We start from the raw sequence: 23,841 nt of genomic DNA, 5'->3' as shown, positions 1-23,841 counted from the left end.
GGTCGGCCGCTGGCGCGGCCGTGCCCGACACCCCCTGCCGACAGGTGAGCCATGTCCGACCCCGCACTGACCGATCCCGATGTCCCGGGCGAGGATCTGCGCCCCGAAACCTCGCGTCTGCATCAAACCCGATTTGTCGTCTTTCCGCTGACGGCCCTAGCGCTGCTGCTGGTCGCGAACCAGGTATTCCTGCTGCGGATCGGGGACTTCCAGCTGCCCAGCACGGGCCTCTACTACGCGCTGATCGGCTTCTTCTTCGCGATCCTCTTCCTGACCTTCCCGCTGCGCAAGGCTGACGAGCGCCGCGTGCCACTCTACGACTGGGCCTTTGCGGCGATATCCCTGGGGGCGGGGGTCTACTTCGCCTCGATCTCGGGTGACATCATCAACCGGGGCTGGGACTATTCGGCCCCGCTGATGCCTACCCTGCTGGCACTGGCGCTGTTCCTGCTGGTGCTTGAGGGGTTGCGCCGGACGGGGGGCATGGTGCTGTTCACCATCTGCCTGGTCTTCGCGGTTTTTCCGACCTTCGCGGACTACATGCCGGGCCTGCTGTGGGGCAGCCAGTACACTGCACGGGAAACCCTGTCGGCTCATGTCATGGGCTCGGGGGCCATCGTCGGCGTGCCCGTGCAGGTGGTCAGCGAACTGGTCATTGGCTATCTGCTGTTCGGCGCGGCGCTGACCGTGACGGGCGGCGGGCGTTTTTTCATGGACTTCGCCAGCGCCCTGATGGGACGCGCGCGGGGCGGGCCGGCCAAGGTGTCGATCATCTCGTCGGGCCTCTTCGGCTCGCTGTCGGGTTCAGTGGTGTCCAACGTGATCTCGACCGGCGCCTTCACCATCCCGACCATGAAACGCTGCGGCTATCCGCCAACCTATGCTGCGGCAGTCGAGGCCTGTGCTTCGACCGGAGGCTCGATCATGCCCCCGGTGATGGGGGCGGCGGGTTTCATCATGGCGTCCTTCCTGAACGTGCCCTATGCCACCGTCGTCTCGGCGGCGATCCTGCCGGCGGTGCTGTTCTACGCAGCGTTACTGATGCAGGTCGACGCCTATGCCGCCCGCAATGGCCTGACGGGCATGGACGAGGCAGAGCTGCCCCGCCTGGGCCCGACGCTGCGCGAGGGCTGGCCGCACATGGTGGGCGTGCTGTCACTGGTGGCGCTGATCCTGTTCTTCCACATGGAGCGTTCTGCGCCCTTCTTCTCGGCCGGCTTCATGCTGGTGATCGCCATCCTGCGCAGCCCCCGCGACAGCTGGACCATGCTGCGCGAGACCCTGGTGGAGACGGGGCGCAGCGGTGCCTATCTTTACGGTATCCTGGCGGGCATCGGGCTGATTGTCGGGTCGCTCTCGATCACCGGTGTCGGCAGCTCCGTCTCGCGCGAACTGGTGCATGCGGCAGGCGACAATCTCTACCTGCTGCTGATCTTCGGGGCACTGACCTCCTTTGTCTTGGGCATGGGGATGACGGCCAGTGCCTGCTACATCTTCCTGGCGATCATTCTGGGCCCGGCGCTGACCTCGCAGGGGTTGGACGTGGTGGCGAGCCACCTGTTCATCCTCTACTGGGGCATGCTGTCCTACATCACTCCGCCGGTCGCGCTGGCTGCGGTGGTGGCGGCGGGGATCGCGGGCAGCGGCGGGCTCAGTACCGGGATCCGGGCGATGCGCCTGGGGTCGGTGCTGTTCATCCTGCCCTTTGCCTTCGTGCTTAATCCCGCGCTGATCCTGCGCGGTGACCTGCCGCATGTGATCCAGGCGGTCTGTACGGCGGGGTTGGCGATCTGGTACATCTCGGCCGCCTTCGAGGGCTGGCTGCACTTTGCCGGACGGCTGTCCATGGCGCTGCGGGTGCCGGCAATGATTGCGGGCCTTGCGCTGCTGATCCCCGAGGGGCACAGCGACCTCGTCGGCCTGGCGCTGGCAGCGGCGGTGATGGTGGTGGCCCTGTGGCAGAAAAGCCGCCACGCGGGCCTGGCATGAGTGGCCCGCAGCAGATTGAGGCTTGGTCTGTCGAGGCCACCAGTCATCGCAACCTCGACCCCGAATGGCATTATGCGGGGCGCGACGTGCCCCATCTGCCGGGGCTGCGCGTCGCCCTGCGGGCCGGGGACCTGATGGGCGAGGGCTATGCCCCCTTCCTGCCGCACCTCGACGCCAGTCCCGCGACGCTGGAGGCCACGAGCCAGGCCATCGCTGCCGCCCTGCTGGGGGCGCGGCTGGACGAGCCGGACGCGGCGCTGGTTCGGTTGGGCCCCTGCACGCGGAGCCGGAACGCGGCGCGTTCGGCGGTGGAGATGGCGGTGCTGGATCTGGTGGCGCGGGCACGCGGCATCAGCGTGTTGCAGATGCTGGGCGGGACGCCTTGCAGCCTGCCGGTCCTGCGCATCATTCCCGTCAAGACGCCCGAACGCATGGCCGAGATCGCGGCCGAACTGGTGGCAGAGGGCTATGGCGCGCTGAAGTTGAAAGCCACCGGCCAGCCCGAAGCAGACCTGGCGCGGATTGCCGCCGTCCGAGCGACCGTCGGGCCGCAGGTGGTGCTGACGGTGGATGCGAACCAGGCCTATGGCGGACTGGGCGCCATCGCGCTGGAGGCGGCGCTGCGCCCGCTTGACCTGTGGTCGCTGGAACAGCCGGTTCCGGCGGGCGAGCGGGCAGCGCTGGCGGCGCTGCGCCGGACGGCCGTAGCGCGGATCGAGGCCGACGAGGGCCTGTTCAGCGCGGCCGATCTGGCGCGCCTTCTGGACGCGCAGGCGGCCGACGGGATCAGCCTAAAGCTGGCGCGGTCCGGCGGGCTGCTGCCCTCGCTTGCCATGGCCCGCAGTGCGGCTGCGGCGGGCGTCCATGCGCGGATCGGTACGGCCTTCGGCGGGCCGCTCGTGACACTGGCAACGGCGCAGCTGGCCGGTCTGCATCCCTGCGCGGGGCCTGCCGAATGCGCCGAGTTCACCCATTTCGATGACGAGGACCACCTGTGGCCCGAAATCGTACAGGGTTGTCTGACGCTGGGCGGGAGCCCCGGGCTGGGCCAGATCCGGCGCGTGCCGTGGCAGGCGCCCTGGCTGGACAGGGCAATCGTCGTCCCGGACGGGACATCGCTGAGAGCCTGAGTTGGGGGCTGACCGGTAAAAAATCGGTCCCCAAGGACAGGGATCAGAGAATCTCGGTCTCGAAGATTGTGGCGGGGGGCGGAGGACGGCGCGGCGGCGCGGTCTCGCCTTTCAGCGCGCGCAGGTAGGCGAGCGAGCCGCGGGACACCTTTTCCATCAGGCGCATCAGCTCGCAGCGTTCCTCCTGCGTCAACTCCGCCAGCATGTGGCGGTTGCGCTCGCGCGAGGCGGCCAGCACGTCGCGGACAAGCTTCTGCCCGGCGTGGGTCAGCCGCAGGTTCACGCTGCGCTTGTCCTCGGGGTTCGTCTCGCGCCCGATGAAGCCGCGCTCTTCCAGCGCCGAGACGGTGCGGCTCATCTGGCTTTTTTGCACGCCGGCCCGCTTCGCCAATGTATGCAGCGGCGCCACGCCCAAGAAATCCAGCACCGCCATGGCGCGCCAATCATGGGTATTTAGGTCGAAATCCGGCTTCAGGCCGAGCAGGGCAATGCGTGACGAGAGCCCCGCAAGACGCTGCAAATTATAGGAAAAAAGGTATCGGATGTCGTCGTCGTGGCTGCCGATGCCGTCGATGTCGCTGCTGGCGGTCACCAGTTGCTCCTAGATAGAAAACAATTTAGTTGAGAGTGTAACCCGTTTCGTACCGAATGCAACGTTCCCCTGAGCGTTGGTAAGTTTGTGAGTCCCCGATGCGGCGTTGCTGCATAACACTGAGTGTCGAGGATTCACATCGTGGACCCATGCGGTTAGACAGGTTGAAGGACAAAGGGATACGCCCCTGCATCCCGAGCCGGAAGTCGCGCGCCGAGACCGTCCTCTACGACAGGCGCCGCTATCGCCGCCGCAACCGGATCGAGATCATGTTCGGCAGATTGAAGGGCTGGCGCCGCGTCGCAACCCGCTACGACAGGTCGCACAAACCTTCCTCTCCGCCATCGCTCTCGCCGCGACTGTCATCTTTTGGCTTTGACGATCAATGAGCCTGGAGACTAAGTTTTTTCGATGTGACGTAGAAAAAACTCTTGGAACTAAGAGATGTTGCTGATATATTGTTTGACGATATGCAAGCATATCTGTTTGCCGCGTCTTGTTTTCTGCGGCTGTTTGATTTTCGCTGTGCTCAGCAGCGACCGATATGGCTGAAAAAGCTTGAAAGCTGTTGCGTGGGTGCTGTCACTCTCGTCACATCCTTTTCGCTTGCTTGGTCACTTCGGAATTCAACGGCCAAGAAAGGAAAACAGATGGTCCATTACTCTCCTGTAGTCAACGTACCTGCGAAGAAGCTCATTGAATCGAGCGAATTCGAGGCGTTGGTGACTCTTAACGTCGATGAGAAAAAAAGCCTGCCTCGCATCGAATTCTTTGCGTCTCCAGATGCATTTGAGGCATATCAGGCCTCCCCAATCCTTCAGTTCCAGAACACGATCACGGCGTCTGCGCCTGGAGTGGCGTTTGTCGTGGATGTGCCGTGCGTGGAAGCATTCGCAAAACACGTTCTGCCGCTTTGTAAGAAAATTAACTGTAATAGTTTGTTTTTCTACGACGAGAGCAAAGGAGAATATGTACGTGTAATGAACGATGAGGCTGAAGAAGCTGCCGATGAACTCGAGGCGGAATTCGAAAATTTCATCGATAGCGATGCTTGGCAAGACCCTAGCGTTACAATTGTCGACTGCGAGGATCTCTGGACAATCGAGGAATTGAAATCCTTATACGTACCTGGCATGGATATGGAAGACTTCGAGAAGGCAGTGATTTCTGCACAAAATTCTGCAGAAAGTAACGACTATAAAGTCTGGGGCATTCCTTACGGCATGATTCAAGATGCTTTTGATGAGGTGGCATACTAATCCGCAGCTACATCGTTCACGTCATTTCGCGGCTTGTCGAATTTCGAGACGTAGTCCGAGACCTCCGTCAAATCAGTCGAGAGTTTCCTTCGGCATGAGGTGCATACGGTCTTCACGTCGACCACTCGATCGAAGCCCACCTTGAGCTAGACACGCGGGCGTACATCGTAGTCTGTTATGGGCTTATCAATGTGTTCTCCGAGCCAGTCCCGGAGACTGCGTACGCAAGCCCACTTTATGGCAGCCGAGAGGTATCCGAGACGCGAAAACAAATAATGACAGCCGATTTCCTTCGAGCCTAGTGCTCCAGGGGGATCGGCTGGAAAGAGGCGGCTGACGGCATCGACGTCTTGGTTCGGAGGACCACCTCTCTGCCATGCAATTTAAAGCCTGGCCTGCTGCCGGTTTCGTGGACACGAAGATAAGATCGTGACCAAGGAACTGGAGAGTGGATATGACGAGACGGAAGTTCAGCCGTGAGTTTAATGTCGAGGCCGTAAGGCTGGTGACGGACCGGGGCGTAGCGGTGGCTCAGGCCGCGCGTGATCTTGATCTGGCGGAGAGCGTGCTGCGGCGCTGGATGCGGGAGTTAACGGCGGCGCCAACCGCAGCCTTTCCCGGGAACGGGCAGATGCGAGCCGACCTGGCCGAGATTGCAGCACTGAAGAAAGAGGTCGCACGTCTTCGCCCGGAGCGTGACATCCTGAAGAAAGCGGCGGTGGGTTCAACCGGTCAGCGCAACAGCTCGTTGGAAGGTATCAGCCGGCGTCTGGAAACTAAGCGTTTTCCGCGGCCTTGTGTTGAGGCGGAGGGCGGCCTGATCAAGGTCATGTTGAGTGTAGACAGATAAGTCCGTGCCATTCGGGAAGTACTGGCGCAGCAGACCGTTGGTGTTTTCGTTGCTACCGCGCTGCCAAGGACTTTCGGATCACAGAAGTAGACGCTGACATCCGTGGCGACGGTGAACTTGCGATGATAGGCGAGCTCGGTTCCCCGGTCCCAGGTCAGCGACGCCATCACCCCCCGAGGCAAGTGCTGCACCCGGGCGATCAATGCGCTGACGACGCTGTCGCTGTCTTTTCCGCTGTGCCTCCGACTCCTTGAAGACGCTACCGTTAACCCAGATCCCGTGCATCATCACTGCGAGTTCGCGCACCAGGGCGACGACGGCCTTCTTGTGACTGGTTCGCCGTCGCCGCCCTCGGCATCTACTGGTTATAAATCCTGACCCTCGGGCATGATCTACGATTGATGCCTCAGTCTCGGCCAGACGGCTGCCGCCGAAGGGATACCTAGATCGCGCCGCGTGCGAAAGTGATCAGCGCCCAGATCAGAACGATCACGGCAACCGCCCCCACGATCTCGGGCCACCAGCCGAACTCGTAAACCTCGTGCTCTTCGTCATTCGTGTCCATGATGGTGTCCTTTCTAGCGTCCCGGCAGCCAGAGTGCGATCTGCGGGAAGGCCATGACAAGGGCCAGGCCGACGATCTGAAGCCCGATGAAAGGCAGCACGGCGAGGAAGATCTCCTGCAGCGTCACGTCCTTGGGGGCCACGCTCTTGAGGTAGAAACAGGCCGGTCCGAAGGGGGGCGAGAGCATGTAGATCTGGATGTTCATGGCAAAGAGGATGCCGAACCAGACCGGGTCATACCCAAGCTGCACCACCACGGGCGCAAAGACCGGCACGGTGATGAAGACGATGGCGATCCACTCGAGGAAAGTCCCGAGGAAGAAGATGATCAGCATCATCACGATGATGACCATGATCGGGGCCATGTCGAGCCCGGTGAGAATGCCGCTGAGAAAGCGGGTGCCGCCCAGCAGGTTGTAGATCCCCACGAGACTGACGGCGCCGATGATCAGCCAAAGGATCGAGCCGGTGGTGAGCGTGGTGGCCCAGAGCGCCTCGCGCACGCCCTTCGTGGTGAGTTCGCGCCGGGCTGCCGCCACGATGAGCGAGCCGACCGCGCCGATGGCGGCGGATTCGGTGACGGTGGCGATGCCGCCGTAGATGGACCCGAGTACGCCGAAAATCAGCAGGAAGGGCAGGACCAAGCCCTTCAGGTAGGAAATCCGATCGAGGAAGGGCAGTTGGGCCTCGGGTGCGTCATAGGCCGGGCCGACCGCGGGGTTCATCTTCACGCGGAACAGCACGTACGCGATATAAAGCGAGGCCAGCAGGATGCCGGGCCCGACGCCGGCGGTAAACAGGTCACGCACGGACACGCCCGCTTCGGCGCCGTAGACGATCAGCACCACGCTGGGCGGGATGAGCGTGGCCAGCGAGCCCGACGCGCAGAGCACACCGATCGACAGCTTGCGGTCGTAGCCCAGCCGGAACATCTGCGGCAGGGCAATGAGGCCCAGAAGCACGATCTCGCCGCCGACGATGCCGGACATGGCGGCCAGCACCACGGCCACGAGACAGGTTTGCACCGCCACGCCGCCGCGCATCCGCCCGCCCAGAATGGCCATCGAGTTGAACAGCTCTTTCGCCACTCCTGATCGTTCCATGATGTTGGCCATGAACACGAAGAACGGCACCGCCACGAGGGTCTGCTTGTCCATCACCTTTGTCACGGCGGAGGTGACGAGGATGAAGCCGTTCGAACCGAAGGCAATGTAGGCCGTGGCCACGGAAATCAGCAGCGTCGAGGCGCCCAGCGGCACGCCGATCGCCATCAGGCTGAAGAGCGCCGAGACGATGCAGAGCGTGATCAGTTCAATGCCCATCATTCGACTCCCATGCCAGACGGGGCCGGCCGTTTAGCCGCTGGCGTCATCAGGTTCGCGAGCAGTTGAAGAAAGTAGAGCGCGACCGAGCCGACGAGCATCGTCTTCACATAGGTGGGCGCATAGGGATCGAAGGCACTGCCCGTGGTCTGAGGCGCCTTGAGCACCTTCACCATCGGCCCCCAGATCATGAAGAGAAGCCCGGCCACGCCGATCATCGACAGCACGATCGCCACCTTCTTCATGCGGTTCCAGAGGGCCTCGCCCACCAGAATCTCCATGGTGGTGACGGTGATGTGGCGGCGCTGCTGGGTGACGGCGCCGACGCAAAGCATCCATGCGGTCGCCACCAGCACCATGATGGTCTCTGACGTCCACGAGGTCGGCGCGCCAAGCAGATAGCGCATGCCCACCTCGTACAGCGACAGCCCGATGGCCGCGAGGTAGAACACCCCGCAGACCTTGCCGAGGAAGACAGAGATCTTCCCCATGATTTCAACATATGCCTGCATCTGCCCCTCCCTTGGGACGAGAGGGGGCAGCGCTGTGGCGGCCCCCCTCCCGATCCGCGCCTTATTGCAACAGTCCGATCTGCTTCATGAAGGCGTAGTGCGCATCGAGAGCCTTGCGCGCTTCGGGCGATTTCTCCGCGGTCTCTTCCCAGGCCTCGGCGGCGAGCACGCGGAACTTGTCACGCTCTTCCTGGCTCCAGTCGACCACGGTGACCTCGCCGGAGGCCCGGTCTTCCTGAACCTGCTGCTTGTCCTTCAGGTCGAGCTGGCGGCGCAGGTCGTCGTAGGCGGCGTAGAACCACGTCTCGACGGCCAGCTGCTGATCTTCGGTCAGCCCGTCCCAGACGCCCTGATTGATGACGAACTGGCGCATCGCCATAGAGTGGATGCCAGGATACAGCGGGTAGGTCGCCACCTGATGGAAACCGCTGGTCGAGTTGTTGATGTACGCAGAGGCATCGGCGGCGTCGATCACGCCCTTTTCCAGCGAGGTGAAGACATCGCTGATCGACATCGAGACCGGCGCGGCGCCCGCCTTCTGGAACACTGTCGCGGCAAGGCCGGAGGGGGAGCGGATCTTCACGCCCTGAAGGTCGTCGACGCCCCGGATTTCCACCTTGGACACCAGCGCCTCCTTGGACACGGCACCGCAGCCGACAACGTGCATGGCGCCCGGCAGGACCGATTCCCAAAGCTCCTGAAGCGCGTCGCGACCACCGCCGTGGCGGCAGAAGGTCTGCACCTGCTCGGGCGAATCGTAGCCGGCGATGAGGTCGCCCATGATCGCGAAGGCCGGGTTGCGACCGGTGAAATACGCCACGGAATTCAGGTCGCCGCTGAGCACGCCGGCCATGACCGCCTCGGGGGTCTCGTTGCGGTCGACGATAGCGTTGATCGGGAAGAACTCAACGGTCACTTCGCCGCCCGTCATGGCCGCAAGGCGTTTGCCCCATTCGTCCTCAAGGTAGCTGTATTCATAGGCGCCACTTTGCGCCGACGACTGGATTTTAAGAACCGTTTCCGCATTGGCCGCCGCGGCAGCTAGCGACAGGGCCGTCGCCGTCAGGATCATCCGTTTCATCTTTTCCTCCTCTCACCCGCTGGCGGGTAATTTCTGTGCCGTCTCCTCAACACGTCCCGACCCTAGGCATTTTATACCGCATTCGTCAATGTATGCATTAATTTATTTGACGACGCCCGCGTGAGGTGCGAATGTTGCCGAAACGAGAGGGACCACACCGCATGGCAGAGGCTGCCAAATCAACCCGTGTCGAGGCCGCTTACGAGCGCCTGAAGGGGGAGATCCGGACCAACCGGATGCCGCCCGGCTTTCAGGCGCCAGAGCCTGAAATCGCGCTGCGGCTCGGTATGAGCCGGACTCCGGTGCGCGAGGCCCTGATCCGGCTCGAGGCCGAAGGACTGGTCGAACTGATCCCGCGCCGGGGCGTGCGGGTCCTGCCGATCCGCGCCGAGGATATGCGCGAGATCTACCAGATCCTGACCTCGCTGGAGCCCGATGCCGCCGCCCGCTACGCGGAAACCCGGCCCAGCGATCAGGAGCTTGCGCCGCTGGAGCAGGCCACCGCCGATATGGAAGCCGCGCTGGAAAGCGAGGACCTCGACACCTGGGCCGAGGCCGACGACCGCTTTCACCAGATCCTGCTCGATTTGCAGGGGAACCGGCGCCTGAAGGACTTCGTCCGCGCTCTTTACGATCAGGCCCATCGGGCGCGGGTCGTGACGATGCGGATGCGCGGCCCGCCCCACCGCTCCACTCAGGAGCACCGCGAAATCCTGAATTACCTGCGGGCAGGCGACGGCGACTCCGTGCGGCGCCTGTTCAAGCAGCACCGCACAAGGTCCGCCGAAGAACTGCTGGCCATCCTTGAAAAATACAAGCTGGGCCAGCTTTAGGCCGGAAGGAACTATCATGTCAGAGAAGCTGAGCATCGCCCTTATCCGGGGCGACGGGATCGGTGTGGACGTTGCAAACGCGGCGGTTGCGATCGTCGATGCCGCGGTGGCCAAGTCGGGGCTGCCCGCCCTGACCTACAAGGAGATCAACGCGGGCGCGGGGTACTTCAAGGAAACCGGGCGCGACATTGAGCCCGGCGGAGAAGCCCGCGCCGGCGAGTTCGACGCGATCTTCCTTGGTGCCATCGGGCTGCCTTCGGTGCGCCACGAGGACGGTACCGAGATTGCCCCGCACCTGCGCCTGCGCGACCGGTATGGGCTTTACGCCGGTGTGCGCCCGGTGAAGGCCTATCCCAACGCGCCGCAGCGGCTGGCCGACCCGCGCGCCGCCGGGATCGACATGGTAATCCTTCGCGAGTCGACCGAGGGCCTGTTCTTCTCCGCCGCCACGCACGGGCGTCCGAACATTGCCAACGATGACGAGGTCCGTGACACATTGCGCATCACCCGGTCGACGACCGAAAAGCTGTTCCACTTCGGCTTCCGCCTCGCCGAGAAGCGCAAGGCCCGTGGCCGCCCCGGCAAGCTCACCTGTGTCGACAAGGCCAACGTCTTCAATTCCATGGCCTTTTTCCGCAAGATCTTCGACGAGGTTTCGCCGGACTATCCGGGTGTCGAGGCCACGCACAACTACGTCGACGCGCAGGCGTTGGACCTGATCCGCAAGCCGTGGGAATTCGACGTCATGGTGATGGAGAACATGTTCGGGGACATTCTGTCGGACCTTGGCGGCGGTCTTGTCGGCGGGATGGGCATGGCGGCCTGCGCCGAGATCGGCGATCAGGTCGGCCTGTTCCAGCCCGCCCATGGCTCTGCGCCCGACATCATGGGGCAGGACAAGGCAAACCCGCTGGCGGCTGTGCTCTCGGGGGCGCTGATGCTCGACTATCTCGCGGAACGCACCGGCGACGACCGCTGGGCAGCGGCGGCAGAGCGGGTCGAGGCCGCGGTTCAGGATGGCTTTGAGGCGAACCGCCTGCGCCCGATGGAGTTCGGCGGCGACATGGGCACGGTCGCGGTCACCAAGGAACTGCTGGACCTTCTGCGCTGAGCCATGGCCCCCGAGACCAGCCTTTTCCCGGAGAATTTAACCGGCGCAGGCGATCCCGTCGGGCCTCCTGTTTGAGAGGGGCTGCCTGTGGAGCGCGAGGCCGGAGCGGATGACCTGGCCCCATTCCTCAAGGGGCGGATGGCGTGGCCATGGCGGGTTGCGGCCAGCATCATCGGATGCGCAGGTTTTCTTGGGCCCCGACTGGCAGTTTATCAAAGGCATATCCCGGGCTTCGGTCCGGGGATCGCCGCCCTACGACGGGGCCATCCCCGTTTTTCGACGCCGTCTGAAAGGAACGCCCATGTATGTCGTCACCGTGATCTTCGAGCCCCATGCCGGCCAGATGGAGGCCTTTCTGCCTCTCATGCTGGAAAACGCCCGCCTTTCTCTGGCGGATGAACCCGGATGCCATAGGTTCGACATCTGCCTGTCGGAAGACGGCAACCGCGTGTTCCTCTACGAACTCTACACGGACGAAGCCGCCTTCGGGCAGCACGTCGAGACTGTGCATTTCAAGGCCTTCGATCGCGCGGTCGCCGACCTCGTCGCGCAAAAGACGGTCAAGAACTACAAGTTGCTTTAGGCTGTGTAGCCGGAAGCGCTTACCACCGCCGCGCGCCTTTGCTGCGCAGGGTGTCCCTGTGGACGACAACGCCGCCAAGAATGCGGCGATCAAGATTTCCGAAGGTTTCATCCTTGGGTACTGCCATGCAAAACCGGGCTGCGGCCCGATGATGCACAACCACGACACCAACGAGACCTTCATCCGGAACGGCGCGGCTTTTGATGCGGGCGAGGTGCTCGGCAAAGGTGACCTGCTTTGATGTCGGGCGGCTGTCCTGGGCGCAGCCCTCCGTCGGGAGATCTTATTCGAGGAAGATGCCATTATTGACGATCTACGGGTCGGCCACGAGCTCAGCATAGCCGTAGACCGATCCAGACCTCTTGCCCTTGCCTTCGAGCCGGGCGAGACAATTGGCAGTGGAGAAGGGTGGAGCCGCTGTCGAACACTCTTCTCGGGTGGCCTCCAAACCCACGGCCGGCGACGCTCCCGTTGTCGCTTGAACTATAGGAACTGCGCTTGTCATAGCCGTCTTGAGGCAGGGCAGGACCAGCGCCGCCTTTCGGCGGCCGAGCCAACACACAGAGGTCTATGCCGCCAGAGCCGGATCCAATGCCCTGATGCGGCGGTCGCCCTCCCCCAGGCGGCCCTGTCATGCAGCGCCGCACCTTTGAGGTTGCGAGCCCCACCAGCAATCAGAGCATGAGACCGGTTCAGCAGCGGGCGAGTTCGGCCATCACCATTTCCGCGATCCGCTCCGCTGTCATGCCGAAATGCCGAGTGACATCGGCGGCGGGGCCCGAGGCGCCGAAGCTGTCGATGCCAAGGATAAGGCCATCGCGCCCGACATAGCGCTCCCAGCCCAGAGGCGACAGCGCCTCCACCGCAAGATGCACGGCCTCGCGCGGACCCAGCACCTGATCTTTCCAGTCGCCGTCCTGTTGATCGAACAGGCGCCAGCACGGCATGGAGACCACGGCGGTCGGTACGCCCTGCGCTTCGAGCAGGGCGCGCGCTTCTGCCGCCAGATGCAGTTCAGATCCGGTGGCCAGCAGGGTCGCGCGGCGCGGTCCTGACGCTTCGGCTAGCACATAGCCGCCCCGGGCCGCGCGGTTTTCCCCTGCGTCGGTGCGCAGCACCGGCAGAGGGTTGCGCGACAGGCACATCACGCTTGGGGCATGGGCGCTGGCAAGGGCCAGTTCCCAGCATTCCAGCGCCTCGACCATGTCCCCGGGCCGGAAGACATTGAGGTTTGGCGTGGCGCGCAGCCCAGCCAGATGTTCGACCGGCTGATGGGTCGGGCCGTCCTCGCCCACGGTGATGCAGTCATGGGTCATCACGAAGATGGCACGCTGCTGCATCATAGCGGCAAGCCGCACCGCAGGGCGGGCGTAATCGACGAAACAGAGGAAGGTTCCGCCATAGGGAATGAACCCCCCGTGCAGCGCGATGCCGTTCATGACCGCCGCCATGCCATGTTCGCGCACGCCGAAGGGAATGTAGCGTCCGCTCCAGTCGCCCTTGGTCAGGGGGGTGGCCTGTTCAGGCCATGTCTGGGTCGATCCGGCCAGATCTGCCGATCCTCCGACCAGTTCCGGCATGACCCCGAACAGCGCGTTGAGCACGCGCGAGGTCGACATGCGGGTAGCGACGGGATCCGTGCCGACCGCCGCGGCGCGCAGATCCGCAAGGATCGCCGCAGCCTCGGCGGGCGCGGTGCCGGAGATCTGGCGCTCGAACCCCTGCCGGCCGGGGGCAGAGGCTAGTCTGGCCTCCCAGTCGCGGCGGGCGTCCGCGCCGCGTGCCCCGGCGGCGCGCCATGCGTCCAGCACCGAGCCGGGTATTTCGAAGGCGCCATAGGGCCAGTCGAGCATGGTCTGCATCGCCTTGCGGTCCTCGGCACCGATCGCACCGAAATGTGCAGCGGGCTTGCCCTGTTTTGCGGCCGAGCCCCGGCCGATCACCGTGCGGCAGGCGATCATGGAGGGCCGGTCATCGGCTTTGGCCGCCAGCAGCGCGGCCTCGATGGCGTCCATGTCGTGCCCGTCCACTGACTGCACATGCCAGCCTGCCGCCTCGAACCTGCGCGGCTGGTCTTCCGAAGTTGCATGCTGCGTGGTGCCGTCGATGGTCACTGCGTTGTCGTCAAAGAGCAGGACAAGCTTGCCAAGGCCCAGATGCGCGGCGAGCGTAACCGCTTCCTGACTGATGCCTTCCATCAGGCAGCCATCGCCCGCCATGACAAAAGTATGATGATCGACCAGATCGTCGCCGAACTGCGCGTTCAGCATCCGCTCGGCCAGCGCCATGCCGACGGCATTGGCGATCCCCTGACCCAGCGGACCGGTGGTCGCCTCGACGCCGCGCAGCATTTCCGCTTCGGGATGGCCTGCGGTCTTGGCGCCAAGCTTTCGGAAATCCTTCAAGTCCTGCAGCGACAGATCCGGCGTGCCGGTAAGCCAGAGCAGGCCGTAGAGCAGCATTGAGCCATGGCCGACGGACAGCACGAACCGGTCACGGTCGGGCCATTCCGGATGACCGGCATCATATTTCATCACCCGATCGAACAGGACGGTGGCCACGTCGGCCATGCCCATGGGCATCCCGGGATGGCCGGACTGCGCCACTTCCACGGCATCCACGGTGAGGAAGCGCAGGGCATGGGCCATGTGGTGCAGGGTGGGCTCTGAGGGGGTAGGCCGCGCTTGGGAAATGGTCATGACAGGTCTCCATGTGGGGAGGTGTGCCGCAGGGGACAGGCCGCGCGGGGCGCTAGATGAGCCCGGCCATCCGCGGAAGGAAAAGCACCAGTTCAGGCACAAGGGTGATAAGCATCAGCACCGCGATGCTGATGGCAAGAAAGGGCAGCACCTCGCGCGAGATGGCGCCGATACCGGTTTCCTTGGAGGTGATCGCGGTCGAGGCGAACAGGCACAACCCATAGGGGGGCGTCATCAGCCCGATCATCAGATTGAAGACCATGATCACCCCGAAATGAACGGGATCGACACCTGCCGCGGTGGCGATGGGGGTCAGCACCGGACCTAGGATGAGCAGCGCGGGGGCTGCATCCATGAACATGCCCCAGACCAGAAGAAGCACGTTAATCAGCAGCAGGATCATCAGCGGGTCCACCGAAGCGCCGCGGATCCATTCCGCTGCTTCCTGTGGAAGCTGGGCGACGGCAAGGATCCAGCCGAAAATACCGGCTGTCCCGATGAGGAAGAAGATTGCGGCGCTGTCCCGGGCGACACGTGCGCCAATCCTCACAAGCGCAGACAGGGACAGGTTCCGATAGAGCAGAAAGCCCAAAAGCAGCGCATAGCCCACTGCGACGGAGGCGGCTTCGGTCGGAGTGAAGATCCCGCTGAGTATGCCGCCCATCAGGATGACTGGCATGAGCAGGGCCGGGATGGCAGAGCGGCAAATTGCCACAATTTCGCGCGTGGCATAGCGCCCGGCAGAAGAGCGGTAGCCGCGTTTGCGGGCGATGATCCAGACCACAAACATCTGGGCGAGGCCAAGCAGGATGCCGGGCACGGCACCGCCTACCAGCAGCGCCCCGGTGGACACCTGCGCCACCGAGGCGAAGATCACCATGGGGATGGAGGGCGGCAGGATCGGCCCCTGCACCGATGAGGCCACCGTGACCGCGGCAGAGAAGCTTTCGGAGTAGCCGTTCTTTTTCATGGCGGGGATCAGCACGGATCCCAGTCCCGCGACATCGGCCAGCGCCGAGCCCGAGCAGCCGCCGAACATCATGGAGGCCACCACGTTCACCTGCGCCAGCCCGCCGCGCATCCGGCCCACAAGCAGGTTGGCGAGGTTCACGATGTTGTCGGTGATGCGGCATTCGGCCATCACATGACCCGCCATGACGAAAAGCGGCACGGCGAGCAGCACGAAACTGTCGATCGAGGTGAAGAACTGGTGCGCGATGGTGCGCAGCGACTGGTCCGAGATCAGGAAATAGAGCAGCGCCGCGATGCCGGTGGTGAAGGACAGCGGCACGCCGAGAATGGCCAGCAGACCGAAGGCGGCCAGCATGAACGAGAAGGCAGGGGTCATGTCAGCATCTCCACCGTCTCGGCCGGATCGCCCGGTTCCGGTTCCATCAGCCAACTGCGCCGGTAGATCAGGATATTGAGCGTATCAAACGCGAGATAGGCCAGCACCAGCCCCGCCCCGACCGGGATCGCGAGGAATGGCCAGAAGAACGAGACGTTCAGGCCCGGGGTGGTCATCCATTCATTGGCCCAGGCATAGGTCCAGCCGGTATGGGCGAAATAGACGAAGAACACCGCGACGGGGATCCGCAGGACAAGATCATACCAGAGCGCCGCTCGTGGCCCGAGCTGCCCCAGCACGATCATCAGCCGGGGATGCCCGTAATGGCGGTAGGCCACCGCCGCCCCGATGCTGGTGACATAGACCATCAGATATTTCGCCAGTTCCTCCGCCCAGTAGAGCGGGGCGGAAAAGACGTAGCGCATCAGCACCTGCGCAAGCAGAATGCCGAAGATGCCAAGGATCATCAGGGAAAGCACGCCGCGTGCAAGGCGGTCAAGCAGGTCGAGCACGTGCTCGACCGGGGATCGCGGCAGGGGACTTGGGGGCATGGGGGTGTCTTCCGGGTCGGTCGGGACGGAGGGGGGATGTCGCGCGGGCCTGTGGCCCGCGCTGGGTCCCGTCAGTAGACGAGACCGTTGAAGTCACTCTGGATGCGGTCGATTTCCGCCTGAACCTTTTCCAGAACCTCGGCGCCACCATCGACGTTCTCTTCAAACCATGCAAAGGCCGCTGGCTGCAGCGCCGTCTTGAAGCCTACGATTTCTTCCGCCGTCGGAGTGTAGATTTCGACGCCCTGCTCGGTGAGCCACTGCGCATCGATGATGTCCTTGAGCGGGGCAAGGGCCATGGCACCAACCGAAGCCTCCTCGCCCGCCTTCATGATGGCGGTCTGGATGTCTTCGGGAAGGCCTTCGAACCATTCGACATTGTAGGTGACGGCACCGACCAGATGCACATGCTGGCTGAGGGTGATGTATTTCTGGACCTCGTGGAAGTTCGACGACCGGATGGTGGCCAGCGGATTTTCCTGCCCGTCAACCACGCCGGTCTGCAGCGAGGTGTAGACCTCAAGCCATGGCACCGGCGTTGCCTGCGCGCCTGCGGCATTGAACATCTCGATATGCGGGCGGACCTGCATGGTGCGCATCTTCACCCCCGGCAGATCGGCGGCGGTCTTGATCTGCTTTTCAGAGGTGGAGATCTGCCGGTAGGCCTGCGGCGTGAAGAACAGGATGCCGACCCCGGTCGTGTCTTCGAGTTCGGTCAGGATTTCCTTCATCAGCGGATTGGAACGGGTGTAAAGCTTCTGGGCCACCGCCATGTCGGGCATAATATAGGGCAGATCGGTGAAGGTGATCTTGGGGTAAAGGTTGCCCATCACCCCCATGGCCAGTTCGCTGCCCTGCACTTCGCCGGACTTGACCTGCTGCAGGCCGGACAGTTGGTCGCCAAGCTGGCCGTCGGGGAAGATCTGCACGTCGACCTTGCCATCCGTATAAAGCTCGACCTTCTGCTCGAAGATCGCGAGCGAGGCCGAGGCGGGCAGCGCCATCGGATCGGCAGGGGTGCCGCTTGCAATACGCATGACGTGGTCCTGCGCCAGCGCGGGCGTGGCAACCATGGCCATGGCGGCAATCATTGCGGGTTTCAACATCGTCCATCCTCCCTGATGTGAGGGCCCTCCTGGCCCTGTCGCGCCGAGTCGTGGTGGCGCCTTCCTCGGATGGGAATGGATCAGATGTTCCATTAATGGTCAATCTGGTTTTTTCATTTCACTAGAATTGACCGCTCGTGCCGGGCGCCAATGGCGACGCACAGGACGGAGGCAAGACAGAAGGTGGCAGAGATCGACCGGAAGGCGCCAACCTCTTCCTCGACGACCTCGAGCGAGACATCGGCCTGTCCTACCAGCGGGCTGAGCGCGGTGTCGGTCAGCGCCACGACGGGTACGCGCTGCTCTGCCGCTGCCCGGGCAAGGGCGACCGCTTCGGTGCTGTAAGGTTCATAAGAGATCACCAAAACCACGTCGCCCGGCCGGAAACGCCGCATGGTCTCGATGGCGCCGACGCGGTCATGCAGGACCACGCGCATCTCGAACTGGCCCAGCACATAGGCGATGTAGCTGGCCACGGAAAAGGCGCGGCGGAACCCCACCACATGCACGCAGTCCGCATCCGCAAGAAGCGCCACGGCGGCATCCAGCCGCTGCGGGTCCAGCCGTTCGGCCAGCCGGTCGACCGAGGCGCCTGCGGCGGCGGCAAAATCTTGCAGCAGCGCGTGCGGGGTGCCGGTTCCGGAGCGCCGCAGATGATCCACCCGGTGGCGATAGGTGGGGCGTCGGCCGGTGGCCTGCACCCGGAACAGCTTCTGCAGGTCGCTATAGCCGGAAAATCCCAGCGCCTTGCAGAAGCGGATGAAGGCGGAGGCGGGCACGCGCGCCTCCTCCGCCGCCTGTGCGACGGTGAGAAAGGCGATATCCTCGCCACGACGCAGCGTGAAGGAGGCGCAGTCCTGCAGCCGTTTGGGTAGGTCTTTCTGCCGTTCGGCGATGCGAAGATCCAGTTCCTCTACGGAAGCAGGGGGGGTCATGTCGGTCACGGGGGGCCGCTCCTCGGCAGTTGGCAGGAACCATCAGGGTAGAATGAATAATTCATCCCGAGCATAAACGAAACATGCCGCTATCTGGAACAAAAATACTGTATTGCAAGGCGGTGGAATTTATGTTCCATTTTGGCCTGACGAAGCTGGGGGCTGCGGATTTCCGTGCGACGCTCCGGCAGGGGAGGGAAAAGGACGGCATGGCGCAGGAACTGGACGTGATCACCATCGGGCGGGCTTCGGTGGACCTATATGGCGCCCAGATCGGGGGACGGCTTGAAGACATGCGGAGCTTCGAAAAATACATCGGGGGCTCTCCGACCAATATCGCGGCGGGGGCCGCGCGGCTTGGGCTAAGGTCGGCTCTGATCACGCGGGTCGGGGACGAGCATATGGGCCGGTTCATCCGCGAGGAGTTGTCTGCCCAAGGCGTCGATGTTTCCGGGATCGTCACCGATCCGGAGCGGCTGACGGCGCTGGTACTGCTTGGCATCCGCGACCGGGACAGGTTTCCCCTGATCTTTTACCGCGAAAACTGCGCGGATATGGCGCTGTGCGAAGCGGATATCGCCCCCGCCTTCATCGCGCGTGCCCGCTGCGTGACCGCGACCGGCACGCATCTGAGCCATCCCCTTACCGAGGCTGCGGTGCTCAAGGCGCTGCATCTGGCGCGCGCCAGCGGCGCGAGGACCGCGCTCGACATCGATTACCGTCCCAATCTGTGGGGGCTGGCGGGACATGGCGCCGGGGACTCCCGCTATATCGAATCCGCCGGCGTGACAGCGCAACTGCAGGCCACGCTGCCGCTTTTCGACCTGATCGTCGGGACGGAGGAAGAGTTTCACATCGCGGGGGGCAGCACCGACACCATCGCGGCGCTGCGCGCGGTCCGGGAACTGACCGGGGCGGTGCTGGTGTGCAAACGCGGGCCCATGGGGGCTGCCGCCTTTACGGCGGCAATCCCCGAAAGCCTTGACGACGGCGAAAGCGGGCCGGGCTTCGCGGTCGAGGTGTTCAACGTATTGGGGGCCGGAGACGGGTTCATGGCGGGCCTGCTGAAGGGCTGGCTTGATGGCGAGCCATGGCCGCGCTCGCTGAGCTATGCCAATGCCTGCGGCGCCTTCGCGGTCAGCCGTCATGGCTGCGCCCCCGCCTATCCCAGCTGGACCGAACTTCAGACCTTTCTGACAGAGGGTATCCGCAGCCCCGCGCTGCGGAAGGATGCCGCGCTGGAGCAGCTGCACTGGTCAACCACCCGTCACCGCCAACATGACAGCCTGCGGGTCTTTGCCTTCGATCACCGCAAGCAGATGGAGGAGATGCCCGGCGCCACCCCGGACCGGATTGCCGCCTTCAAGCTGCTGTGCCTTGCGGCGGCGGAACGGGTCGCCGCCGGACAGCCGGGCTATGGCATCCTGTGCGACGGCAGGCTGGGAGCGGGGGCGCTGCATGCCGCAGCCGATCGCGGGCTCTGGATCGGACGGCCAGTGGAATTTCCCGGATCCCGCCCGCTGACCTTCGAGGATGAGGTGGGCGAAGCCGGGGGTGGGCTGGCAGAATGGCCGCAGCCGCAGGTGGTGAAGCTGCTGTGTTTCTGCCATCCGGATGACCCTGAGGACATGCGGCTGGCACAGGAACAGGCCATCCAGCGGCTTTTTTCTGCCGCCCGGCGAAACCGTCTGGAGACGCTGCTGGAGATCATTCCCTCCAAGGTGGGGCCGGTCGATGCCGACAGCACGGCACGGCTGATCCGCCGCTTCTACGAGATCGGCATCTATCCCGACTGGTGGAAGCTGGAACCCTCTCTGGGGGAGGCGGGCTGGACGGAGGTCTGCGCCGAGATCACTCGCCACGATCCGCATGTGCGCGGCATCGTGGTGCTGGGGCTGGACGCGCCGCTTGACCGGCTGGACCGGTCCTTCCGCGATGCGGCGCGGCATCCGCTGGTCAAGGGCTTTGCCGTGGGGCGCAGCATCTTCGGCGAGGCGGCGCGGGACTGGTTTGACGGCAGCATCGGAGACGCGGAGGCCATCGAAAGGATGGCCGAGCGGTATGCAACCCTGTGCGGGGTCTGGGACAGGGCCCGGACGGCACACCAGATGGAGATGACCGGATGAGCCTGCTGCTTCGGAAACCGACGGGACCGTCGGGCAAGGTGCATGACATCACCCCGGCCAGTGCGGGCTGGACCTATGTGGGCTTCGGGCTTTACCGGCTTGCGGCGGGGCAGACGGCGGCGGAAGCCACCGACGACCGCGAGGCCATTCTGGTGCTTGTCGAAGGCCGGGCGCGGATCAGCGGCGGCGGCACGGACTTTGGAGAGTTGGGCGAGCGGCTGTCGGTCTTTGAAAAAACGCCGCCCGCCGCCGTCTATGTGCCCGGCGGCAGTGGCTGGGAGGCGACCGCGACCACCGACTGCACGCTTGCGGTCTGCACCGCGCCGGGCCATGGCGGGCATGGGCCCCGCCTGCTGGACGTGCCGGACCGGGTCAGCCGGGGCAGCGGATCGAATCTGCGCCATGTCCACAACATCGCGATGGAAGACAACGATGTGGCAGACAGCCTGCTGGTCACCGAGGTCTTCACCCCTGCCGGAAACTGGTCGTCCTATCCGCCGCACCGCCACGACGAGGATGACTTTCCGCGCATGACGCTGCTCGAGGAAAGCTACTATCACCGCCTCAATCCTGCTCAGGGATACGGGCACCAGCGAGTCTTTACCGAGGATGGCAGTCTCGACGAGACGATGAGTTTTTCGGATCACGACGTGGTGCTTGTGCCCCGGGGGCACCATCCCTGTGGCGCACCGCATGGCTACGAGCTTTATTACCTCAATGTCATGGCTGGGCCTCATCGGAAGTGGCGGTTCCGGAACCATCCCGATCACGACTGGATCGCCGCTCAAGGTTAGCAACCACGCCCGCCTCACAGGAAGGACAGGTGATGTCCCGGGAAGTGGTGTAACTCCCTATGTGCCTCGAGCTCCCTGGCGAGCCGAGTTGGTCAGTCGCACTGCGCATGGCATCATCGCAGACCTTCGCGCAGGCAGTCGGGGATGGGGCGCTCACGGTCAGTGGCACGCTGACGGTCAGCGATGTGGACAGCGGCGAGGCGGAATTTGTCGCACAGAGCGGCACTGCCGGCAGCTATCACAGCTTTACGCTCGGCACCGACGGGTTCTGGAGCTACAGCGCCGACAATAGCCAGGCCGCAGTGCAGACAGTCGTTGCCTCGCCGCGGCGCATATACTGCCTCCTGATCGACCAGGACGGTGTCGATGACCCGGCAGTCGTGTCGCGAATGCTGTGGAAATTCCCTTGCGGCGTACTCCGGGCATGTGAACGTTCGGTTACTCCGGCGGCGAGGTCAAGAGGCATCGGCTCGAGGGCCTGGGACAGGGTTTCCCATCCGTCAACCTTCCGCATCTGGATCTGTCCGGAGGCCAACAGCGCCCAGAGGAGCATCGGCACGGTCTCGGCGCATGGCAGCACGGTCTGGGTCCTGATGCGGCGTCGGAATTCCTCGTTCAGCCGCTCGATGGCATTCGTGGTCCGGGCGGATTTCCATTGCGACGGGTCAAGGCGGGTGAAGGTGAAGAGCCGGTCTCCCGCTTCCTTCAGGCTGTCTGCGACAGCACGGCACTTGAGGCGCCATTTCCGTAGAAATGCCTTGCGCCGTGTCTCGATGTCGGCCGCGGTATCGGCATACATCATGTCCCGGTACCGTACGCCGGCCGAGGTCTTCCCCCTTCTGCTGTTGTCGGCTTGTAGGAAATCAGGATCTCCGTCGAGACGTGGGACGGGTTACCGTTCAAAGTGGACGCAGCGCCGATCTCGGCCAGCGCGTAATCACAGGATCCGACGAGGTAAGTCGCTGTGTCATCGCCATGGACTCGCTCGACCACCTGCCATTCGTAAGCCCCAGGATCGCACATGGCAGCGAGGGGCGAGAAATGACAGGTACCAGGATACCGAGCGGGATTACCCACTCGGCGGCATCATTGACGGCCTCATCGCGCCCTTTGTCACGAGACCCGACTGCCATGCCATCGGCTTTCGTGATGCGCTTGAGAAGTGAAAGCGTCTCCGAGTTGGGCGAATAGATCGAGATCGATGAGCGAGCCGAGAAGAAAGTCTCCGTGAATGAACGCGGGGCTTTCTAAAGTCGGATGGTTTCACCGGGATTTAGGGCCCAAGACGATTTCTGTCCCCGGCGCGCACCGTTCGGCCCACGTTGTTCAAGCTGCCTATGAACCCGGCGACGAAGGCGTTGGCGGCGTGGAAACGGACCTCTTCGGGGCGCCGAGCTGTGGATATCGCCTTCACTCAGCCGCAGATCCTGTCCGAGAGGGACATCCTCGTGCTGGCAGGGGGCACAAAGAGCGAAGTCAGCTCGGGTTCGCGTGAGCTCCATCTGCATTTCCTCACGCAGTTGCGCGCCGAGTCGGCACCCGAGTAGCGGCTGAAGTGCTGCATGTCCGAGGCGAAAGCATTTCATCACCCAAGCGCGATTTTTTGCGTTTGACACCGCGTTTTCACTACCTCTAGTCTTGCATGATGTCGTAGGCGCCGAGGGAACCTGATGCAGATCCGCCAGAAGCTGGAAGACATGTCGGACCAGTTCACGCCGGCCGAACGCCAGCTTAAGTCCGTGCTGCTCGCCGACTATCCCTTTGCGGGGCTGGAGCCGATCCAAGAGCTGTCGAAGCGGGCGCACATCTCGGCTCCGTCGATCTCGCGGTTCGTGTCCAAGCTGGGATGTGCCGGTTTCCAAGAGTTCCAGCAACGGCTGGTGCAGGAACTGAAGGAGGGGCAGCAATCCCCAATCCACCTGCGTAAGGACCTTCAGATCGACGACAGCGCGCCGCTCGCCTCCTATCTGCGAAGCATCGAGGCGCTGAACAAGGAAATGATCGAGCAGGTGACCACCAGCCAGTTCAATCGGCTGTGCGACCTGATGACGGACTCCAAGCGGCGCATCTTCATGATCGGCGGCAGGATGAGCGACACGATCGCTGAATTCTTCGTGCGGCACCTGCGCCAGATCCGGGCGGACGTGTCGCACGTGCCGTCGGACCCCGAACTCTGGCCCGAATACCTGCTCCGGATGCGGTCACGCGACGTCCTACTGATCATCGACTTCCGCCGCTACCAGGCCAACCTCGCGAGGCTCTCGGCACAGGCTCGGGAGCGCAAGGCCCAGACCATCGTGATCACCGACAAGTGGATCAGCCCAGCCGCCAAAGGTGCGACCGAACTGATCTCGGTTCCGATCCATTCCGGCACGGTCTGGGACAGCTATATACCGGCTTTCGCGCTCATCGAGGCCATGCTGGTGTCCATGGCCGAACGCGACTGGGACGCCACC

20 protein-coding genes and 5 pseudogenes are annotated in these 23,841 nt (G+C 63.6%); 13 read left to right on the top strand and 12 right to left on the bottom strand.

The genetic code is table 11. The annotated features are described in order from the left end of the window. Positions 1-51 precede the first annotated feature (51 nt). Positions 52-1,989 (top strand): TRAP transporter permease, encoded by a 1,938-nt coding sequence (locus BLR51_RS23305; protein ID WP_089851502.1) that lies wholly within the window; start codon positions 52-54, stop codon positions 1,987-1,989. Next, on the top strand, positions 1,986-3,119 hold the full coding sequence (locus BLR51_RS23300; protein ID WP_089851500.1) for a mandelate racemase/muconate lactonizing enzyme family protein: 1,134 nt from the start codon (positions 1,986-1,988) through the stop codon (positions 3,117-3,119). Before BLR51_RS23305 ends, BLR51_RS23300 begins: the two co-directional genes overlap by 4 nt. A gap of 43 nt (positions 3,120-3,162) precedes the next feature. Here the strand turns inward: BLR51_RS23300 and BLR51_RS23295 are convergent, their stop codons facing one another. Continuing rightward, positions 3,163-3,711: a MarR family winged helix-turn-helix transcriptional regulator gene (locus BLR51_RS23295; RefSeq protein ID WP_089851498.1), complete on the bottom strand. Its 549-nt coding sequence runs from the start codon at positions 3,709-3,711 to the stop codon at positions 3,163-3,165. A 158-nt stretch (positions 3,712-3,869) separates the two neighbouring features. Between BLR51_RS23295 and BLR51_RS23290 the strand changes: the two are divergent. From BLR51_RS23290 to BLR51_RS28050, 3 genes and pseudogenes are all read left to right on the top strand, one after another. Then, positions 3,870-4,090: pseudogene (locus BLR51_RS23290) on the top strand (transposase); the annotation flags it as partial. Positions 4,091-4,142: 52 nt separating this feature from the next. Then, positions 4,143-4,970, top strand: a complete 828-nt coding sequence (locus BLR51_RS23285) for a hypothetical protein (RefSeq protein WP_131821871.1) — start codon at positions 4,143-4,145, stop codon at positions 4,968-4,970. 454 nt (positions 4,971-5,424) lie between these two features. Continuing rightward, positions 5,425-5,682, top strand: a pseudogene (locus tag BLR51_RS28050) (transposase); the annotation flags it as partial. Between the two features lie 12 nt (positions 5,683-5,694). Here the strand turns inward: BLR51_RS28050 and BLR51_RS28305 are convergent. From BLR51_RS28305 to dctP, 5 genes and pseudogenes are all read right to left on the bottom strand, one after another. After that, positions 5,695-6,050, bottom strand: a pseudogene (locus BLR51_RS28305) (IS30 family transposase); the annotation flags it as partial. A gap of 212 nt (positions 6,051-6,262) precedes the next feature. Beyond that, on the bottom strand, positions 6,263-6,385 hold the full coding sequence (locus BLR51_RS28515) for a hypothetical protein (RefSeq protein ID WP_269062029.1): 123 nt from the start codon (positions 6,383-6,385) through the stop codon (positions 6,263-6,265). Between the two features lie 13 nt (positions 6,386-6,398). Then, the gene (locus tag BLR51_RS23270; RefSeq protein WP_089851580.1) at positions 6,399-7,706 is read right to left on the bottom strand and encodes a TRAP transporter large permease; all 1,308 of its coding nucleotides are present in this window, start codon (positions 7,704-7,706) and stop codon (positions 6,399-6,401) included. Then, a complete protein-coding gene (locus tag BLR51_RS23265; RefSeq protein ID WP_089851492.1) occupies positions 7,706-8,218 on the bottom strand; it encodes a TRAP transporter small permease subunit in 513 nt (170 codons plus the stop codon). Before BLR51_RS23265 ends, BLR51_RS23270 begins: the two co-directional genes overlap by 1 nt. A 61-nt stretch (positions 8,219-8,279) precedes the next feature. Further along, on the bottom strand, positions 8,280-9,299 hold the full coding sequence (gene dctP, locus BLR51_RS23260; RefSeq protein WP_089851490.1) for a TRAP transporter substrate-binding protein DctP: 1,020 nt from the start codon (positions 9,297-9,299) through the stop codon (positions 8,280-8,282). Between the two features lie 161 nt (positions 9,300-9,460). Here dctP and BLR51_RS23255 point away from each other — a divergent pair, with 161 nt between their 5' ends. The 4 genes from BLR51_RS23255 to BLR51_RS27240 all read left to right on the top strand — a co-directional run bounded on the left by BLR51_RS23255 (position 9,461) and on the right by BLR51_RS27240 (position 12,067). Continuing rightward, complete coding sequence (locus tag BLR51_RS23255) at positions 9,461-10,132, top strand: GntR family transcriptional regulator (RefSeq protein ID WP_089851487.1); 672 nt, start codon at positions 9,461-9,463, stop codon at positions 10,130-10,132. 16 nt (positions 10,133-10,148) lie between these two features. Further along, positions 10,149-11,243 carry an isocitrate/isopropylmalate dehydrogenase family protein gene (locus tag BLR51_RS23250; protein WP_089851485.1) on the top strand — a complete coding sequence of 365 codons (1,095 nt, stop codon included), beginning with the start codon at positions 10,149-10,151 and terminating at the stop codon, positions 11,241-11,243. Between the two features lie 301 nt (positions 11,244-11,544). Further along, a complete protein-coding gene (locus tag BLR51_RS23245; protein ID WP_089851483.1) occupies positions 11,545-11,826 on the top strand; it encodes a putative quinol monooxygenase in 282 nt (93 codons plus the stop codon). Positions 11,827-11,884: 58 nt separating this feature from the next. Next, positions 11,885-12,067 carry a cupin domain-containing protein gene (locus tag BLR51_RS27240; protein WP_207543680.1) on the top strand — a complete coding sequence of 61 codons (183 nt, stop codon included), beginning with the start codon at positions 11,885-11,887 and terminating at the stop codon, positions 12,065-12,067. A gap of 451 nt (positions 12,068-12,518) precedes the next feature. Here the strand turns inward: BLR51_RS27240 and tkt are convergent, their stop codons facing one another. The 5 genes from tkt to BLR51_RS23215 all read right to left on the bottom strand — a co-directional run bounded on the left by tkt (position 12,519) and on the right by BLR51_RS23215 (position 18,465). After that, entirely contained in the window at positions 12,519-14,525 is a 2,007-nt protein-coding gene (gene tkt / locus BLR51_RS23235) for a transketolase (protein WP_089851479.1), read from the bottom strand. 52 nt (positions 14,526-14,577) lie between these two features. Continuing rightward, entirely contained in the window at positions 14,578-15,873 is a 1,296-nt protein-coding gene (locus BLR51_RS23230) for a TRAP transporter large permease (protein WP_089851477.1), read from the bottom strand. Further along, entirely contained in the window at positions 15,870-16,424 is a 555-nt protein-coding gene (locus BLR51_RS23225) for a TRAP transporter small permease (protein WP_089851475.1), read from the bottom strand. Before BLR51_RS23225 ends, BLR51_RS23230 begins: the two co-directional genes overlap by 4 nt. Before the next feature lie 71 nt (positions 16,425-16,495). Continuing rightward, positions 16,496-17,530 (bottom strand): TRAP transporter substrate-binding protein, encoded by a 1,035-nt coding sequence (locus BLR51_RS23220; protein ID WP_165616913.1) that lies wholly within the window; start codon positions 17,528-17,530, stop codon positions 16,496-16,498. Between the two features lie 113 nt (positions 17,531-17,643). After that, positions 17,644-18,465, bottom strand: a complete 822-nt coding sequence (locus tag BLR51_RS23215) for a MurR/RpiR family transcriptional regulator (RefSeq protein WP_242656826.1) — start codon at positions 18,463-18,465, stop codon at positions 17,644-17,646. A 209-nt stretch (positions 18,466-18,674) separates the two neighbouring features. Between BLR51_RS23215 and BLR51_RS23210 the strand changes: the two genes are divergently transcribed. The 3 genes and pseudogenes from BLR51_RS23210 to BLR51_RS28600 all read left to right on the top strand — a co-directional run. After that, positions 18,675-20,591, top strand: coding sequence for a bifunctional 5-dehydro-2-deoxygluconokinase/5-dehydro-2-deoxyphosphogluconate aldolase (locus BLR51_RS23210; RefSeq protein WP_089851578.1), 1,917 nt, complete (start codon positions 18,675-18,677; stop codon positions 20,589-20,591). Beyond that, positions 20,588-21,385, top strand: a complete 798-nt coding sequence (iolB, locus tag BLR51_RS23205; RefSeq protein ID WP_089851469.1) for a 5-deoxy-glucuronate isomerase — start codon at positions 20,588-20,590, stop codon at positions 21,383-21,385. The genes BLR51_RS23210 and iolB overlap by 4 nt, the downstream gene beginning before the upstream one ends. A 59-nt stretch (positions 21,386-21,444) precedes the next feature. After that, positions 21,445-21,648: pseudogene (locus BLR51_RS28600) on the top strand (VCBS domain-containing protein); the annotation flags it as partial. 182 nt (positions 21,649-21,830) lie between these two features. Here the strand turns inward: BLR51_RS28600 and BLR51_RS23195 are convergent. Continuing rightward, positions 21,831-22,196 (bottom strand): annotated as a pseudogene (locus tag BLR51_RS23195) (transposase); the annotation flags it as partial. A gap of 859 nt (positions 22,197-23,055) precedes the next feature. On the opposite strand from BLR51_RS23195, the gene BLR51_RS23190 reads away from it, so the two are divergent. After that, a partial coding sequence (locus BLR51_RS23190) for a MurR/RpiR family transcriptional regulator (RefSeq protein ID WP_110506220.1) occupies positions 23,056-23,841 on the top strand: 786 nt, incomplete at its 3' end.

It is taken from the genome of Salipiger marinus (assembly GCF_900100085.1).
Lineage (GTDB): Bacteria > Pseudomonadota > Alphaproteobacteria > Rhodobacterales > Rhodobacteraceae > Salipiger > Salipiger marinus.
This window is presented reverse-complemented; position numbering and strand designations above follow the sequence as displayed.